Origin of the sequence: Desulfurobacterium sp. TC5-1 (assembly GCF_000421485.1) — a bacterium.
In the GTDB taxonomy this organism is placed as follows: Bacteria; Aquificota; Aquificia; order Desulfurobacteriales; family Desulfurobacteriaceae; genus Desulfurobacterium_A.
Window position 1 is genome coordinate 1,224,062 of the sequence record NZ_ATXC01000001.1, and the last position, 15,304, is coordinate 1,239,365.

Consider the following 15,304-nt stretch of genomic DNA (forward strand, 5'->3'; position numbering starts at 1 on the left):
TCTTTGCATTAGCAGTTAATATAAAGCATAATTAATATTAGATATACCGGATAGGGTTTTAAGGAGAAACATGGAGGCTCCAATGGGCCTGTGGAAGATTTTTAAGCGTAAAAGTGATGAAGTCCTTTTTGACCGGGCAGTCAACGAGAGAAAGCATTCACTTGTTGTTGTTTATGGTGCACGCCTGATTTCTAAGGGAAAGCTTGAATATCATAGGGTTATACCTTACGCTGAATCTTTATTCACTATAAATAGGAAGAAAGAAGCTGTAAAAATTCTTGATACATTTGCAAAAGAAAAATTAGAAAACGGTTACTTCTCTGAAGCTATTCCTCTACTAACAAAAGCAATAAAGTATGATCCTGAAAATATAGAAACTGTCAAGCTTCTATCCAGAGCTTATGAAGGGAAAAATCTACTTTTTGAAGCATTTCAAACCCTTATAGACCTATTATCAACCTTTAAAAACGGCAGGAAAAACACGGCGGAAGTAAGAAATCTTATTGGAAATTTTTTAAAACGATATCCGCTGCCATCTTTCCAGATAATTTATGCAAATATTTAAAGTTGCAGGACTAATAAGTGTTCCAAACTCAAATAATTAAATAGATTGTTAGTTCCACTATTTTTGTATAATTGTAACCATCAATAGTTGTCTCTATGGAGGCCTGGTGGGACTTACTGATTTTTTTAAGAAGAAAAGTGATGAAGAGCTGTTTCAAGAAGCGGTTACAGAAAAGAGCTATCTTAAGATTGTTTCTTATGGTCGTAAACTGCTTGAGAAAGGAAATGCATCACCACATATAATAAACCCTCTTGTAGAGGCTTTGATAAAAGTAGGAAATAAAGAAGAAGCTATAAAGATACTGGACGACTATGCCGAGGAAAAACTCAAAAACGGTTATTATGCAGCTGCGATAGCATTCCTGCAAAAAGCTCTAAAACATGACCCCCACAACATACACACGGTAGAACTCTTATCGGCTGCATATGTAAAAAAAAGCCTCTACTTTGAGGCATTCAAAGTTTTGATTGACCTTTTCAAAAAACTTGCAAAAGAAGGAAAAGACGTTTCAAAAATACGTAGTGTCATCGAGCACTTCATAGAAAAAAACTCCCACCCTGTCTTTTACGAAATGTACGCCGATGCTCTGGCAGAATCTAACAACGAATCGGAAGCCTACAAAAATTACATAATGGCCGGAAGCATGTACGCTTCTCTTTCGAAATTTGAAGAAGCCTTAAGTACATATTTAAAGGCAAGAGAAATTAAGTCAAGTGAAATAGTAGATCAAAAAATAACTGAAATTGTCGCCCGCCTCCAGGACTCAACCACAAGACGCAAAATTTTGAAAGGTCTAATATTAGATAACAAAGACAACCTTGACCTGCTGCAGACGCTCATTAAAGAATTCATTAAAAACAAACTTATTGATGATGTGGATCAGGTAATCCTAACTCTAAAAGATACAAAACTTAAATGGACAACTGCTATTTTAAGAGATATAGAAACAGGCGAAATAGAATCTGCCTTTGAAAACATAGAACAGCTCTCAAAACTCGATAGAGGTACTGCAGAAAAACTTAAAGGTAGATTGTTTGCAAAATATCCTGAAGCCATTGAATTTGAGCAAGAGCCGGAAAGTGCTTATGGTGAAATACCCTCTTCTGACGAAATTCTATCTTCAATATTTTCTGCCGTTGAAGAAGAGAGCCCTGTTGGTACCGAAACCTCCGGTGAGGAAAGTGCATTACTTAAAGTAAAAGCTACCTCCCGCCGCGTAGATAACAGGGAAATTGCAAAAGCTTCCACACAACTTGACGGCCCCATCTACACGATATCTATGGCCGAAGCAATGTTAGGCCTTGGTAACTATGAAAAAGCTGTAGAGATGGCGAAAAAAGCTCTTGAATTCCCGGAAGTGAGATTTAGAGCTATCTCCCTCATATCTTCCGCTCTCGTATCCCAGGGTAAGTATAAAGAAGCTCTTAATCACCTACTTGATGCACTGAAAGAGCATCCATTCTCTCAGGAAGAGAGAAAAAATATAAAAGAAGCCATAGGGAAAATCTATGAAGAAATAGGGGACAAAGCTAAAGCCTCGTTCTGGTACAGGGAAGCGGAAAAAGAGAGCTAAATTTTGAGAGAAAATGCTAAAATCATTATTTCCTGAACACTTCAAATAAAAGAGAGGGAATAATGAAAAAAGCACTTCTTGGAAATGAAGCAATAGCCTACGGTTTGCTCGCCGCAAACGTTGATGTAATGGCAGCATACCCGGGAACACCAAGTTCTGAAATACTTGAGACATACCAAAACCTTATTAAAACACTCAATCTCCCCGCCGTTGGCGAATGGTCCACAAACGAAAAGGTGGCATTTGAAACAGCTTACGCAGCCGCGATAACGGGGAAACGGGCAGCCTGCGGCATGAAAATGGTCGGACTCAACGTAGCATCAGATCCTCTGATGAGCAGCGCATACATAGGCAACAGAGGAGGATTCCTTATCATTTCAGCCGATGACCCTGGATTTTATAGTTCTCAAACGGAGCAGGATTCCCGCTACTTTGCAAAGTTTGCAAGAATTCCAGCTCTTGACCCAACAGATCCTCAAGATGCACTAAAACTTGCCGCATTAGGTATAGAAATCTCAGAAAAGTTTGAAATTCCCGTACTTTTAAGACCCGTCTTAAGAGTCTGTCACGGAAGGCAGATTGTTGAAATACCAGATTTTGAGTTCAAGGGTAGAGAAGGAAAGTTTGAAAGAGAAATAGAAAGATGGGCTGCCGTTCCCAGAATTCCAAGATTCAAACAGGGAATAGCCCTACTTAAAAAGCTAAAAGAGATAGAAAAGTTTAACTACGAAATACTGATTAAACCACAACTTAAAAATCTTAAAAAGACAAAGCACCTGATTCTGGCCTCAGGAACATCTTACGGATTTGCATTAGAGGTAATAGAGGATAATAACCTTGAAATTGACATTCTCAAAATAGATATGCCAACGCCTCTTCCTGTAAACCTTTTAAAAGAAGTGCTTTCAAACTACGAACAGGTTGTCGTGTTTGAAGAAACCTATCCGCTTATAGAAGAGCAGATAGCACCTATCGCAAACGTTAAAGGAAAGCTTACAGGTGACGTTTTTGACATAGACGAAGTCACTCACGAGAGAATAGCCGAAGGACTTAAAAATACAGGCATACTGAACAAAAACATCTACACCGGAACAACTTTTGACGATGTTCCACCGCCGAGGAAACCTGCATTGTGCCCGGGATGTCCCCATAGAACAGTTTTCTATGCTATAAAAAAAGTTTTCGGAAACAACACCATATATCCTTCAGACATCGGCTGCTACACACTTGGTTTAAATCAGAAAGCTGTTGACACAATACTCTGCATGGGAGCTTCTGCAGGACTTGCCGGCGGATTTTCCATTTCCGACAAAACGAAACCGATTGTTGCAACAATCGGTGATTCAACATTTCTCCATTCAGGAATACATCCACTGATAAACAGCATAGCCAATAAACACAGATACATCCTTGTTATTCTTGATAACAGCACCGTAGCGATGACTGGCCTTCAGCCAACACCTGAAAGGACCGGTGACGTGAGCATTGAAAAGGTGGTTGAAGGCTGTGGCGTTAAACCATTCATTCTTCAGTATGATGGAAAGGTTGAAACAACAGTGAAATTCTTCAACGAGGTAAAAGAAGCCTACAGAAACAGCGATGTCCCTGTTGTTGCCGTGATAAAGGAATTCTGCACATTTGACAGAGAAAACGTTAAACTTCCAGGAAAGTTTGCCACTGTTGATCCGGAAAAGTGTACAGGATGTGGTTACTGTATGGACACTTTTGGTTGTCCTGCATTTGAGTGGAAAGATGGAAAAGTAACGGTAAACAAATACTTCTGCGTGGGATGCGGCGTGTGCCTGTCCGGCGTTTGTCCGTTCAACGCTTTCGTGGAGGATAAAAGATGAGATATCAGATAGTCTTAACAGGTGTAGGTGGTCAGGGAACAATATTTTTAGTTAAACTCCTCGCACGATGTGCCCTCAACAGAGGTGTTCCATTCATAGGAACAGAAACCCACGGAATGGCTCAAAAGGGGGGTACCGTCATCTCGTACCTTAAAATAGGCAACTTTAAAGCACCCTTAATAGGTAAAGGACAGGCAGATCTTCTTATAGGCCTCTATCCAACTGAAACCCTGAGATTTTTGGATTACTTAAAAGAATCCGGCTCAATAGTAACAAACGGAGACGATTCCTTCCCGGAACTTAATAGTTTAAATGTGTTTAAAATAGATGCATCAAAAAAAGCAATCGAAGGCGAGATAAACCCAAAATCTTTAAACGTATTTATCCTGGGAACTGCTCTTAAACACGTTAAAAACTTTCCTTTTTCCCTGGAAGAAATCGAAAAAGGCATAGAAGAGCTTAACTCAAAATTTGCACCGGCTAATATTGAAGCACTTCATAAAGGATTAAATTCATAAAAAGGCGGCCTTGGCCGCCCTCTTAATTCAAAAAATCAATCCCGATTTGATTTTATCACCTTTTTTTTATATAGTATCTATCGTTTAAAATATTCTTTATGGGGAGGTGGTTAAAGTGGATGCTCTACTTCTCATGCTGATTGTTTTCGTGGGTTACATTATAGCCTACAATGTCTATGGCAAATATGTGGGTTACAAGATCTTTGAACTTGCAACCGGCAAGCCGGTTCCATCTAAAGTATATGAAGACGGGATTGACTTTGTTCCAACAAAAAAAGAAATAATCTTTGGACATCATTACACATCCATTGCAGGTACAGGTCCTATAGTTGGACCAGCAATAGCTGTAATCTGGGGATGGCTTCCGGCAATTCTCTGGGTATTCTTCGGAAGCATACTTATGGGAGCTGTCCACGATTTTGGCGCTCTCATAATATCTATGAGAAACAAAGGAAAATCCATCTCTGAATTTGCAGGAAAATACATAAGCAAAAGAACAAAATACCTGTTTTTTGCCATTGTCTTCCTCGAACTGTGGATAGTTATCGCTATCTTTGGTCTGGTGATTGCCATTATATTTAACATGTTCCCTCAATCTGTCTTCCCGGTATGGATGGAAATCCCAATAGCGATGACTCTTGGATACTTAGTTTACAAGAAGGGGAAAAGCGTTGGTATCCTTTCAATAATTGCCCTCATTCTTATGTACGTAACCGTCATCATGGGCGTCTATATGCCGTTTAAACTCGGCTCTGTAGCCGGCATACCACCAACAGGTGTCTGGACAATCATTCTTCTTATCTATGCATTCATCGCCTCTGTTCTCCCGGTTACAATGCTCTTACAACCAAGGGACTACATAAATTCTCACGAACTTTTAGTGGCAATCTTACTTCTTGTATTTGGAATAGTAGCAAGTGCTTTTACAGGAAAACTCTCCATAGTTGCTCCAACTTATCAGGCGCATCCTCCTCAGGCACCACCGCTCTGGCCTTTTCTTTTCATCACCATTGCCTGCGGTGCAATCTCCGGATTCCACTCTTTAGTCTCTTCCGGAACATCTTCGAAGCAGGTTGCTGATGAACCAGATGCACTCTTTGTCGGATTTGGTTCAATGCTTATGGAAGGCGTCCTCGCAACACTTGTAATAATCGCCGTCGTGGCAGGAATTGGAATGGGATACTTCCACAACGGGAAACTTCTAACAGGACATGCAGCGTGGCTTACCCACTACTCATCATGGACAGCAGCTAAAGGTCTTGGTTCAAAACTTGGCGCTTTTATTAACGGTTCAGCCAATATGATAGAAAGCCTCGGAATACCTGTAAGCTGGGCAATCGCCATAATGGGTGTTTTCGTTGCGTCTTTTGCCGGAACAACACTTGACACCGCAACGAGAATTCAGAGATACGTGGTTTCAGAAATCTTCTCCGACATAGGATTAACCATCTTCAAAAACCGCTACGTTGCAACTCTTTTTGCCGTTCTATCTGCGGCTTTTTTAGCGTTTGCAACAGGTGCAAGTGGTAAAGGTGCTCTGACATTATGGCCGCTCTTTGGTGCGGTAAATCAAACACTTGCAGGACTTGCACTGATAGTCATCACTATCTACCTGAAGTACAAAGGTGGCCTTAAATGGATTATTGCCGGCATTCCGGCCGTGTTTATGATAACCGTAACGCTGTGGGCAAGTATTATGAACGAGATAAATTTCATTAAGGCAGGAAACTACCTTTTAATTACTGTAAACACTGTCATTCTTTTAATCGTCCTTACAATTATTTTTGAAGGTGTAAAAACGTTCTTCAGCATAAAAGAGGGAACACCGGAACCTATCGATGAAGAAATGGAAGCTTAAGGAGTTTTTTAAGAAAATCTGGGAAACCGCAGATGGTATCGGAAGAGATACCGCAGCAAATGTAGTGGAATCAGAAGTTGATGAGCTGGAAAAGATATTTGCTCTTTTACTTTTAGGAGAGCTTGTGGGATACCCCGGCTCTCCTTCCCACATATACATACAGATGTTGCCGGTCTCTGAAAAACTATTAATAACCCTTGGCAACGCGGTTACCGAAGCTGAAGATCCTCTTGGCAAACTTTTTTCCGTGTTTGATATAGATTGAGGAAAAAATGAAAAGAACGTTCTTCTTTACAGGAAAAGGTGGTGTAGGAAAAACAACTATATCTTCTATGTTCGCCGTCTTCTTTGCAAAAAGAGGCTTCAGAACACTCCTTGTGTCTCTTGACCCTGCCCACAACCTGTTTGACGTTTTTAAAACAAAACCATCTAAAGAACCCACACAAGTTTTAGAAAATCTCTATATATACGAAGCCGATCCAGAAAAGTACAAACGGCAGTTCCTGTCAAATGTAAAAGAGGAATTGGAAAGGAGCTTCAGATATCTTACAGCTTTCAACCTTGAACACTACTTTAAAACGATAGAAAAATCGCCCATCCTCATTGAACAGTCAATGGCCACTGCATTTGAATACCTCACGGAAAGAAGATACAACCTTTTCGTCTTTGACATGCCACCGTCCGCTCTCTCGTACCGTTTCTTTTCCCTTCCTGAAAATTCCCTTGTATGGCTTGAAAACCTGATTTCCTTAAGGAAAAAAATTAACGACAAGAGAGAAATCATCATCCGCATAAAAAAGGAATCATTGGAAGATGATCCCGTTATCAAAAAACTTTTAAACTTAAAAGAGAGATATAAAAGGCTGAAAGAGAAATTTGAAAATGCAACCATTTACATTGTTAAAAATCCGGACAGAATATCCACAGTGGAAGCAGAAAGAGTTAAAGAGTGGCTGAAAGAACTGAAATTAAACGTAAAGATATTGGAGAATAGAGGAAAAGATATTCCAGAAATGGCAGCAGAAATCCACACCGGGAAACTGCCGCCAGAAGTTGAAAGTGCTTTTAGTTCTCTCTTTTCACCCTAACTGCCTTTCCGGGTGCTCTTGGAATTTCTCCCTTTCTTTTTAAAGTTACCTCTATATGAAGTCCCAGAGTGCTGTATATCTCCTCTTCTATCCGCTCTTTCAGATATTCATCCTGCCTTTCTGCTTCAATAATAAGCTGAACCGTATCTTTCCCCTCAACCTTACCTATAATGATTTGATAATCTGGAAGGATTTCAGGATACTTCATAACTATCTCTTCAACCTGCCTCGGATAGAAACACACCCCCTTCACCTTTAACATATCGTCTGTTCTTCCCTTTATCCTTGCAACCTTAAGGTGCGTTCTGCCACATTCACAACGCTCCCTTGAAACTATTTTAGTTATGTCTCTTGTTCTATACCTTATTAGCGGCAATCCTTCCCTTGTGAGAGTGGTAACAACCATTTCACCCTCTTCACCGTCCGGAAGAACTTCACCTGTTTCCGGATCTATTATTTCAACAATGTAGTGATCTTCCCAGACATGGATACCGTTGTGGTAGTTACATTCTATGCCAAGTCCAACACCGCCGGTTTCTGTCATACCTATGATGTCAAATGCCTCTATCCCCATTTCTTTTTCTATATAACGCCGCATCTCTTCACTCCAGACCTCGGCTCCAAATATTCCAACTCTCAAAGAGGTCTCGGAAAAGTCAAAACCTTCCTCTTTTGCAACTTCTATAATCCTTAATGGATAAGATGCTATACCTGCAAGAGCGGTGGTGTTAAAATCTTTAAAGAACTTTAGTTGTAGCAACGTTCTACCGGGACCTATTGGAACAACAAAACATCCTATCTTTTCCGCACCATAGTGAAAGCCAAATCCTCCGTTAAAGAGACCAAAAGAGGGTGTTATCTGTAAAACATCTGAAAATGTTAAACCCGCTGCGGCAAGGCAACGTGCCATTACCTCTCCCCACTGATCAACATCGGCAGGTGTGTAAGGGTTCACAACAGGTGTACCGGTCGTTCCGGAAGACATGTGAAAACGGACAAAATCTTTTTGTCCGCCACAGGCAAAACCAAAAGGATAACCCTTCCTCAAATCCTCCTTTGTGAGAAACGGCAACCTTTTTAAATCCTCAAGTGTTTTTATATCTTCAGGCTCCACTCTTCCTATCTTTTCCCAGTAGAGCCTATTCTTTTCCTTTATCCTTCTAATTGTTTTCCTCAATCTCTCAAGTTGCACCTTTTCAATGATTTCTCTTGGCAAAGTTTCAAGATAACGCTGAAACATTTCTCCCTCCGTTATGCCGGAAATTTTCACAAATTCACCGTTTATTTTATAATAACTTTATCTTCTGATTGTGCTAAAAAAGAAAAGGAGGAAAGGGATGTCCTTAAAGAGAAAAGATTACATGGCACGAGAAACTCTTGAAGCACTTCAACTTAAAAGGCTCCGGGAAACCGTTGAAAGAGCCTATTACTTGGTTCCTTTTTACAGAAAAAAATTTGATGAAGCTGGAGTAAGCCTGGAAGACATACAAACCCTCGAGGACATGAAAAGGCTTCCATTCACTGTAAAACAGGATCTAAGAGATAACTATCCTTTCGGGCTCTTTGCCGTTCCAATGGAACAGATAGTAAGAATACACTCTTCATCTGGAACGACTGGAAAACCAACAGTTGTAGGATACACAGAACACGATATGAAAGTTTGGCAGGAAGTAATGATAAGAACCTACCTTATGGCTGACGTTAATGAGAAAGATATTATCCATAACGCCTACGGCTACGGCCTCTTCACAGGCGGACTTGGATTTCACGATGCTGCAGAGGCTCTCGGCGCAACCGTTGTTCCAGCAAGTGGTGGGTTTACTAAAAGACAACTTATGCTTATGAAAGATTTCGGTGCGACAATACTCTGCTGTACTCCTTCTTTCGCACTCCACCTTGCAGAAGTGGCTAAGGAAGAGGGATACGATTTACAAAAAGATTTTAAACTAAGAGCCGGCTTTTTTGGAGCTGAACCGGCATCTGAGGGACTCAAAAAAACCGTCGCAGAAACGTGGGGAATAAGGTACGTAGAAGCATACGGACTGTCAGAAATAATAGGCCCCGGAGTGGCTGCTACATGTGAATACGGACACCTCCATATATTTGAAGACCATTTTATCCCCGAGATTATTGACCCTAACACGGGTGAAGTCCTCCCGGACGGGGAGGAGGGTGAACTTGTCCTTACAACCATAACAAAACAAGCTTTACCGATGATACGCTACAGAACAAAAGATATAACGGTTATCCATAGAGAACCGTGCCCCTGTGGAAGAACGATACTCTACATTGAAAACATAAAGGGTCGTTCCGATGACATGCTTATAGTTAACGGTGTCAACGTATTCCCATCACAGGTTGAACACGTTATAACTCAGATAGAAGGGCTAACTCCGAACTACGTAATCGTCGTTGATAAAAAAGGGGTCCTTGACAAACTGGAAGTCTGGATAGAAGTAGATGAAAAACTTCTAAAAGATGGAGTGGGAAGCCTCGATTCTCTCAAGAAAAAAATAGAAGAAGACATGTTGAACAGCTTATTCATCAATGCAAAAGTCAAATTGGTTGAACCGAAAACACTCGAAAGAAGCATGGGAAAAGCCAAAAGAGTCATCGATAGAAGAGAATTAAACATTTAAGGAGGAAAAGATGAAGGGCAAATACGCTGTTAAGCAGATATCAATATTTCTTGAAAACAGAAAAGGAAGACTATCAGACGTAGCCAAAACTCTTTCACTTGCAGATATAAACATCCGTGCCCTATTTTTAGCCGACTCTTCAGAATTTGGAATTTTAAGGTTAGTTGTAAACAACCCTGAAAAGGCAAAAGCCGTTCTTTTGGCCGATAACTTCGCTGCCACAGAAACTGAAGTATTCGCGGTAGAAGTTGAAGACAAACCCGGTGGATTCTACAACGTCGTAAAAGTTTTAGCGGAAAATGACATAGATGTAGAATATACCTACGCGTACGCGGGCTCTTCCTCAAAAGCCATCCTCTTTTTTAAAGTCAAAGATGCTCTATTTGAAAAGGCGGTAAAAGTTCTTGAAGAAAGCGGCGCAAAACTCCTTGAAGCCGCTTCAGTCTATAAATAATAAGGAGGTAGCTTATGGACTTCTTCTTTGCGGTAAGCCCAATTCTCCTCGTTCTTATCGGAATGCTTTTTTTCTCCCGATCGGGCGTCTTCATGTCGGTGGCCGGCTGGATTTTTGCAGGTCTTGTAGCGTGGCTCTATTTCAAAACACCCCTTTCTGTCGTTATAGGCGCAAGTATTTATGGAATTGTCAAAGCCTTTGCAATCACCTTTGCAGTAGCCTTTACAATGCTAATGATCTTCATAATGAAAGAGACTGGCGCTCTTTCTGAAGTCGTCAAAACAGTTCGTTCTATCACGACAAACAAAGTAGAACAGACACTGTTCATAGGAATGGGATTCGGTTCTTTAGCAACATCTCTTGGTGTGGTAACGCCAGCTCTATTCCCTCCTGTATTTGTGGCTCTTGGATTTACGCCTCTTGCTGCTGTTGCCATATCAATCCTATGCTACGATCCTCTCACATCCTTTGCACTTTTATCTATCCCTATCACCCTCCCGGCAAGGGTCGTGTGGGGACCTTTTAACATAAAACCACCGGGAATAGCGAACCTTGAACAATTTATCTGGGTATTTACGCAGAAAATAACAATCTTTTTACCCGTAGTATCTGTCTGTTTTGCCCTTATGATGCTCTACTTTGTAGGAAAGTGGGAAGCTGTAAAGAAAAATTTCATCCCGGCTGTCGTTTCCGGATTGGTACTTTCACTTTCAGCTCTGGCAATGGCATACACAAAGGTTGTTCCCGTTGAAGTTATAGGTGTTCTTTCCGGCTTTTTCACGATGATAGTTATCTACTTCATGTTCAGGAAGAGTGAAAAGACAGAAACAAAACTTGACAGTGCTTTCTTAAAAGCCATATCTCCATGGCTGTTTTTATTCATATTTTCTCTTATAACCAACTATCCACCTGTAAAAAGGTTCCTGGCCAATCTTCCAGGAAAGGTAGAAGTTCTTCCAATAATAGGTGGAAAAGTTATAGACCTGAACATATTCGCCCATGTTTACTTCTGGATACTCGTTGCGACTATTGTTTCGTTACCTCTCCTTAACCCGACAAAGGAACAGCTATCAAACGCCTTTAAAACATGGAAACAGAGAGTGAGCGGTCCCTTCATTGCCTATTCTCTATTCTTCGCAGTCGCATTTATAATGGCTTGGTCTGGAATGGAGATCGTAAACGGAAAGCTAACAGCGGGAGCTAATTTTAAGGCAATGAACATGGACATAATCATCGGAACTACTCTTGCCCATATATTTGGAAAATTCTACCCATTGGTATCACCTTTCTTAGGACTTTTAGGCGCATTCGTAGGCGGAAGTGAAACGGCATCAAACGTTCTCTTCGCAAAGATACAGTACAGTGCAATTGTAGCAACAGTGGGTGCTACCGCCTTCATGCCAGCGTACGGTGCACACGCAGTCGGCGGTGGAATCGCAAGTGCAATAACACCATCTAAAATCACAAACGCTGCCGCTCTTGTCGGACTGAAAGGAAAGGATGAAAGTAGCCTTTTAAAAACCATGATAATTCCTGTTTTAGCGATGACACTGTTTGTTGGTATTATGCTGCAGATAATCGTCTCAACAATGTAAGAGAGGGTTGATTTTTACAGTTACAACACATTATAATGTTATGTAGAAAATTGGGGAGGTTAAAAATGGCTTCAACGATGGAAAAATCTATAAACTGGTCTCTTGCAGCTGTTTCCTTTATTTCAGTTGTTATGTATGCTTTCCTGCCTCTTGGAATTTTTGGAAACAACCTTGACTTCCAGCACTTTCTTCTTCCAAAAGTTATCGTAGCCTTTATAGTAGCCATCGTAAGCGGCAAGCTCTACATGGGATATGCAAAGTTGAGGAAGCTTTCTCCAGAAGTTGTCTATTTCGGCCTTATCACAACACTTGGTATTACAGGGCTTTTGACCTACGTTATACTTGACCTTGCGCTGAAACTTTTTGGACTCGAGTAAAAAAGGGGGCATATGCCCCCTTTTTTTTATTTTTATCAGGTAGTTGAACTTTCTGCATCATTGTAAATATCACCAACAATTGGCTCGTTAAAACCTTTAAATCCTCTCACCGTTTCCACTCTAAACTGGGTTGATTTGTACCATATCTCCTTTGGTGGCTCTTTTACAGGCGTAAGCTGCCATCCTCTCATCTCTTCGTAGTAATCCCAGTTAACATACTCGTTAAAGTTGTGGAGAAGATCCGTTATAACAAGTCCCATATCAAGGAGAACCTTCTGAATCTTTCTCCACTTGTCAAGAGAGGACTCTCTTCTCGTTACACCAAAGTAACCAGCACACCTTTCAGATTTAAGAGTTGCAACACCTCTTCCAACAAAGGCCTTAATCGCCTCTACCGTTTCAGGGGGATCACAAAAGAACGTATCGTAAGCACCTACAACATCGTCAGGAAGAGGCTGTCTCAAATCGTGAACTCTCGCATCAATATTGAGTCCATACTCATCAGAAACCTCTTTGATAAACTTTATAAGCCTTTCGTCGATCTCAAGGATAGTAACTTTTTCAGGAAGTCCTGTAAGGGCAAGAGCAATACTCATGAGGTCGTCGTCACCAAGAACACAAACCTTTTTTCCTCTCAAATCCCCCCTGTCATCGGCAAGAGCTACTCTTGCAAAGGAGTTTTCAGGTGTAACATAACCCTGATCGTAACAGTGAATGGCCGGTGGTCTATTTTTTTGAATTTCAACAAACTTTTCAAAAGCCTCTTTCAATTCACCATCAATAACAACACCCCTTCCGTTACAGCAGGAACATCTGTGGGAAACGAACGGTTCTATTCCTGTTCTCTTTACAAAATCTGCGCCCTTTTCTGTTAATAGAATCTGGCTCCCTTCAAAAGCAAGCATGCCTTCTCTGTTAAGGATCTTCAAAATTTCTGCTACAAGTGGAAGCGGTTCGTCACAAAGGTCCACTATCTTCCAAAAATCACCGGTTGCAATGACAGCTTTAAGCACCTTTTCAACAGAAACGGGATAAGCCGGAACCTGTGTGTTCTTCTCCGCCTCCTGGGCAACCCTGGTCAAGAATTCCATCTACTTCACCTCCTATTTCTTAAATTCATCTATTACAAAGTTAGGAATCGCAAAAGCACCGTAGTGGATCTCAAGGTTGTAATATTTAAATTTTTTCTTCGTTCTTCTTACAACATCTTTCATCCTTTCAGATAACTCCTCCGGTGAAATTGTAAGAGGATCTTTACCGTTTGACGCAAATGTAAAACTCCACATACCGGAAGGGTAAGAAGGAATAAAAGCAAGATAAGGTCTGACCGTTGAAAAGACCTTTGTAAGATTTGAAACGACCATTACAAACTCTTTTTTCTGAGCAAAAGGTGATTCTGACTGAGTAACAAAAACGCCATCGTCTTTCAGTGCCTTTTTAACATCCTCGTAAAATTCCTTTGAAAACAGAACAGCAGAAGGGCCAGCAGGATCCGAACAGTCAACTACGATCACATCGTATTCATTCTCTTTCCCTTTAACAAACTCTCTCCCATCCTCGTAGTAGATAGAAACTCTCTCATCAGAAAGGCCAGAAGAGATTTCCGGAAACTCTTTTTTACAAAGCTCAACAACCTCTCTATCTATTTCAACCATATCAATATGGTCAGGATCATGCTTCAGTACTTCTCTAACTGTTCCACCATCACCTCCACCGATAACAAGCACCTTTTCCGGTTTCCTTCCAAGGGTGAAAAGCGGAACATGAACTATCATTTCATGATAGATAAACTCATCCCTGTCAGTAGTTTGAACAGCACCATCAAGAACTAAAATCTTCCCAAAGGCCTCAGTCTCAAGGAGCATTATTTCCTGAAACGGCGTACTGTATTTACGGGCACCATAAACGTCAACAGAAAAACCAGCACCGTTAAACATCTCTGTAAACCTTAACATCACTCACCTCCCCAAAACTTTAAAATCATCTCCCTGATTATCTTCGCAGCCAGCATCTGTGTAATGCCTGAGGGGTCATAGGGGGGAGATACTTCAACAACATCAAATCCGGCAACTTTTACAGGTGGTAAATTATAGAGAATCTCGAAAAATTCAACGGGATTTCCCCCACAGGGCTCAGGCGTCCCCGTACCAGGTGCAAAAGCCGGATCAAAGTAATCTATGTCAACCGTAAAATAGACAAAACTTTCCTCTCTTAAACGCTCGGGCAATCTTTTAATATCGATTCTTTCTATTAGAGGATTTTCATCTATCAGGTCAAACTCCTCCTTTGTACCGCTCCTTACTCCTATCTGAATTATCCTGCACCCGAGCTCAAGAATTCTCCTCATAACACATGCATGAGAAAACCTCGTCCCAGAATACTCATCCCTCAAGTCGGCATGGGCATCAAAATGGACTATTGTTAGGTTATTATAACTTTTTTTAAGAGACCTAACAACAGGATATGTAACAGAGTGTTCACCGCCTATCATCACTGGAATCTCAAGTCTATCAGCAAAAACTTCCACCTCCTTCACCATTCTCTCAGGTGAAGCGGAAACTTCCACGTTTCCCACATCGGTAAACTCAACATCGACAAGGTCTCTTTTCAAAATAGGACTATAAGTCTCTAAGTTCTCCGAAAAAAACCGAACGCCATCGGGACCGAACCTGGTTCCGGGCCTGAAACAGGTAGTGCCATCGTAGGGAACACCAAAAATAGTAACCTTTCCTGAATCCTTAGCACCGATAAATTTCATCCTTTTCTCCTTGTGGTAAAATTTATACA

15 protein-coding genes are annotated in these 15,304 nt (G+C 41.0%); 11 read left to right on the forward strand and 4 right to left on the reverse strand.

Translation table 11 applies throughout. From position 1 onward, the window contains the following. Positions 1-82: 82 nt before the first annotated feature. The 7 genes from H153_RS0106350 to H153_RS09510 all read left to right on the forward strand — a co-directional run bounded on the left by H153_RS0106350 (position 83) and on the right by H153_RS09510 (position 7,452). A complete protein-coding gene (locus H153_RS0106350) occupies positions 83-565 on the forward strand; it encodes a hypothetical protein (RefSeq protein ID WP_022847303.1) in 483 nt (160 codons plus the stop codon). A gap of 106 nt (positions 566-671) precedes the next feature. Then, positions 672-2,138 carry a hypothetical protein gene (locus H153_RS0106355; protein WP_022847304.1) on the forward strand — a complete coding sequence of 489 codons (1,467 nt, stop codon included), beginning with the start codon at positions 672-674 and terminating at the stop codon, positions 2,136-2,138. A gap of 62 nt (positions 2,139-2,200) precedes the next feature. Further along, positions 2,201-3,988 (forward strand): thiamine pyrophosphate-dependent enzyme, encoded by a 1,788-nt coding sequence (locus H153_RS0106360; protein ID WP_022847305.1) that lies wholly within the window; start codon positions 2,201-2,203, stop codon positions 3,986-3,988. After that, positions 3,985-4,506 carry a 2-oxoacid:acceptor oxidoreductase family protein gene (locus tag H153_RS0106365; RefSeq protein ID WP_022847306.1) on the forward strand — a complete coding sequence of 174 codons (522 nt, stop codon included), beginning with the start codon at positions 3,985-3,987 and terminating at the stop codon, positions 4,504-4,506. Before H153_RS0106360 ends, H153_RS0106365 begins: the two co-directional genes overlap by 4 nt. 115 nt (positions 4,507-4,621) lie before the next feature. Beyond that, complete coding sequence (locus tag H153_RS0106370; RefSeq protein ID WP_022847307.1) at positions 4,622-6,364, forward strand: carbon starvation protein A; 1,743 nt, start codon at positions 4,622-4,624, stop codon at positions 6,362-6,364. Continuing rightward, the gene (locus H153_RS0106375; RefSeq protein ID WP_022847308.1) at positions 6,345-6,629 is read left to right on the forward strand and encodes a hypothetical protein; all 285 of its coding nucleotides are present in this window, start codon (positions 6,345-6,347) and stop codon (positions 6,627-6,629) included. Before H153_RS0106370 ends, H153_RS0106375 begins: the two co-directional genes overlap by 20 nt. A gap of 7 nt (positions 6,630-6,636) precedes the next feature. Further along, positions 6,637-7,452: an ArsA family ATPase gene (locus tag H153_RS09510; RefSeq protein WP_022847309.1), complete on the forward strand. Its 816-nt coding sequence runs from the start codon at positions 6,637-6,639 to the stop codon at positions 7,450-7,452. Here H153_RS09510 and H153_RS0106385 read toward each other — a convergent pair. Continuing rightward, a complete protein-coding gene (locus tag H153_RS0106385) occupies positions 7,430-8,692 on the reverse strand; it encodes a phenylacetate--CoA ligase (protein WP_022847310.1) in 1,263 nt (420 codons plus the stop codon). The two genes, H153_RS09510 and H153_RS0106385, sit on opposite strands and share 23 nt — an antisense overlap. A gap of 97 nt (positions 8,693-8,789) precedes the next feature. Between H153_RS0106385 and H153_RS0106390 the strand changes: the two genes are divergently transcribed. The 4 genes from H153_RS0106390 to H153_RS0106405 all read left to right on the forward strand — a co-directional run bounded on the left by H153_RS0106390 (position 8,790) and on the right by H153_RS0106405 (position 12,517). Next, entirely contained in the window at positions 8,790-10,091 is a 1,302-nt protein-coding gene (locus H153_RS0106390) for a phenylacetate--CoA ligase (protein WP_022847311.1), read from the forward strand. Positions 10,092-10,101: 10 nt separating this feature from the next. After that, complete coding sequence (locus tag H153_RS0106395; protein ID WP_022847312.1) at positions 10,102-10,545, forward strand: amino acid-binding protein; 444 nt, start codon at positions 10,102-10,104, stop codon at positions 10,543-10,545. A 14-nt stretch (positions 10,546-10,559) separates the two neighbouring features. Continuing rightward, positions 10,560-12,140: an L-lactate permease gene (locus tag H153_RS0106400; protein WP_022847313.1), complete on the forward strand. Its 1,581-nt coding sequence runs from the start codon at positions 10,560-10,562 to the stop codon at positions 12,138-12,140. 65 nt (positions 12,141-12,205) lie between these two features. Next, a complete protein-coding gene (locus H153_RS0106405; RefSeq protein WP_022847314.1) occupies positions 12,206-12,517 on the forward strand; it encodes a hypothetical protein in 312 nt (103 codons plus the stop codon). 35 nt (positions 12,518-12,552) lie between these two features. On the opposite strand, the gene H153_RS0106410 is transcribed toward H153_RS0106405, so the two are convergent. The 3 genes from H153_RS0106410 to speB are packed head-to-tail and all read right to left on the reverse strand — an operon-like array spanning position 12,553 to position 15,275. Further along, entirely contained in the window at positions 12,553-13,608 is a 1,056-nt protein-coding gene (locus tag H153_RS0106410) for a bis-aminopropyl spermidine synthase family protein (protein ID WP_022847315.1), read from the reverse strand. Positions 13,609-13,620: 12 nt separating this feature from the next. After that, positions 13,621-14,472 carry a polyamine aminopropyltransferase gene (gene speE, locus H153_RS0106415; RefSeq protein WP_022847316.1) on the reverse strand — a complete coding sequence of 284 codons (852 nt, stop codon included), beginning with the start codon at positions 14,470-14,472 and terminating at the stop codon, positions 13,621-13,623. Beyond that, on the reverse strand, positions 14,472-15,275 hold the full coding sequence (gene speB, locus H153_RS0106420) for an agmatinase (protein ID WP_022847317.1): 804 nt from the start codon (positions 15,273-15,275) through the stop codon (positions 14,472-14,474). Before speB ends, speE begins: the two co-directional genes overlap by 1 nt. Positions 15,276-15,304: the final 29 nt, after the last annotated feature.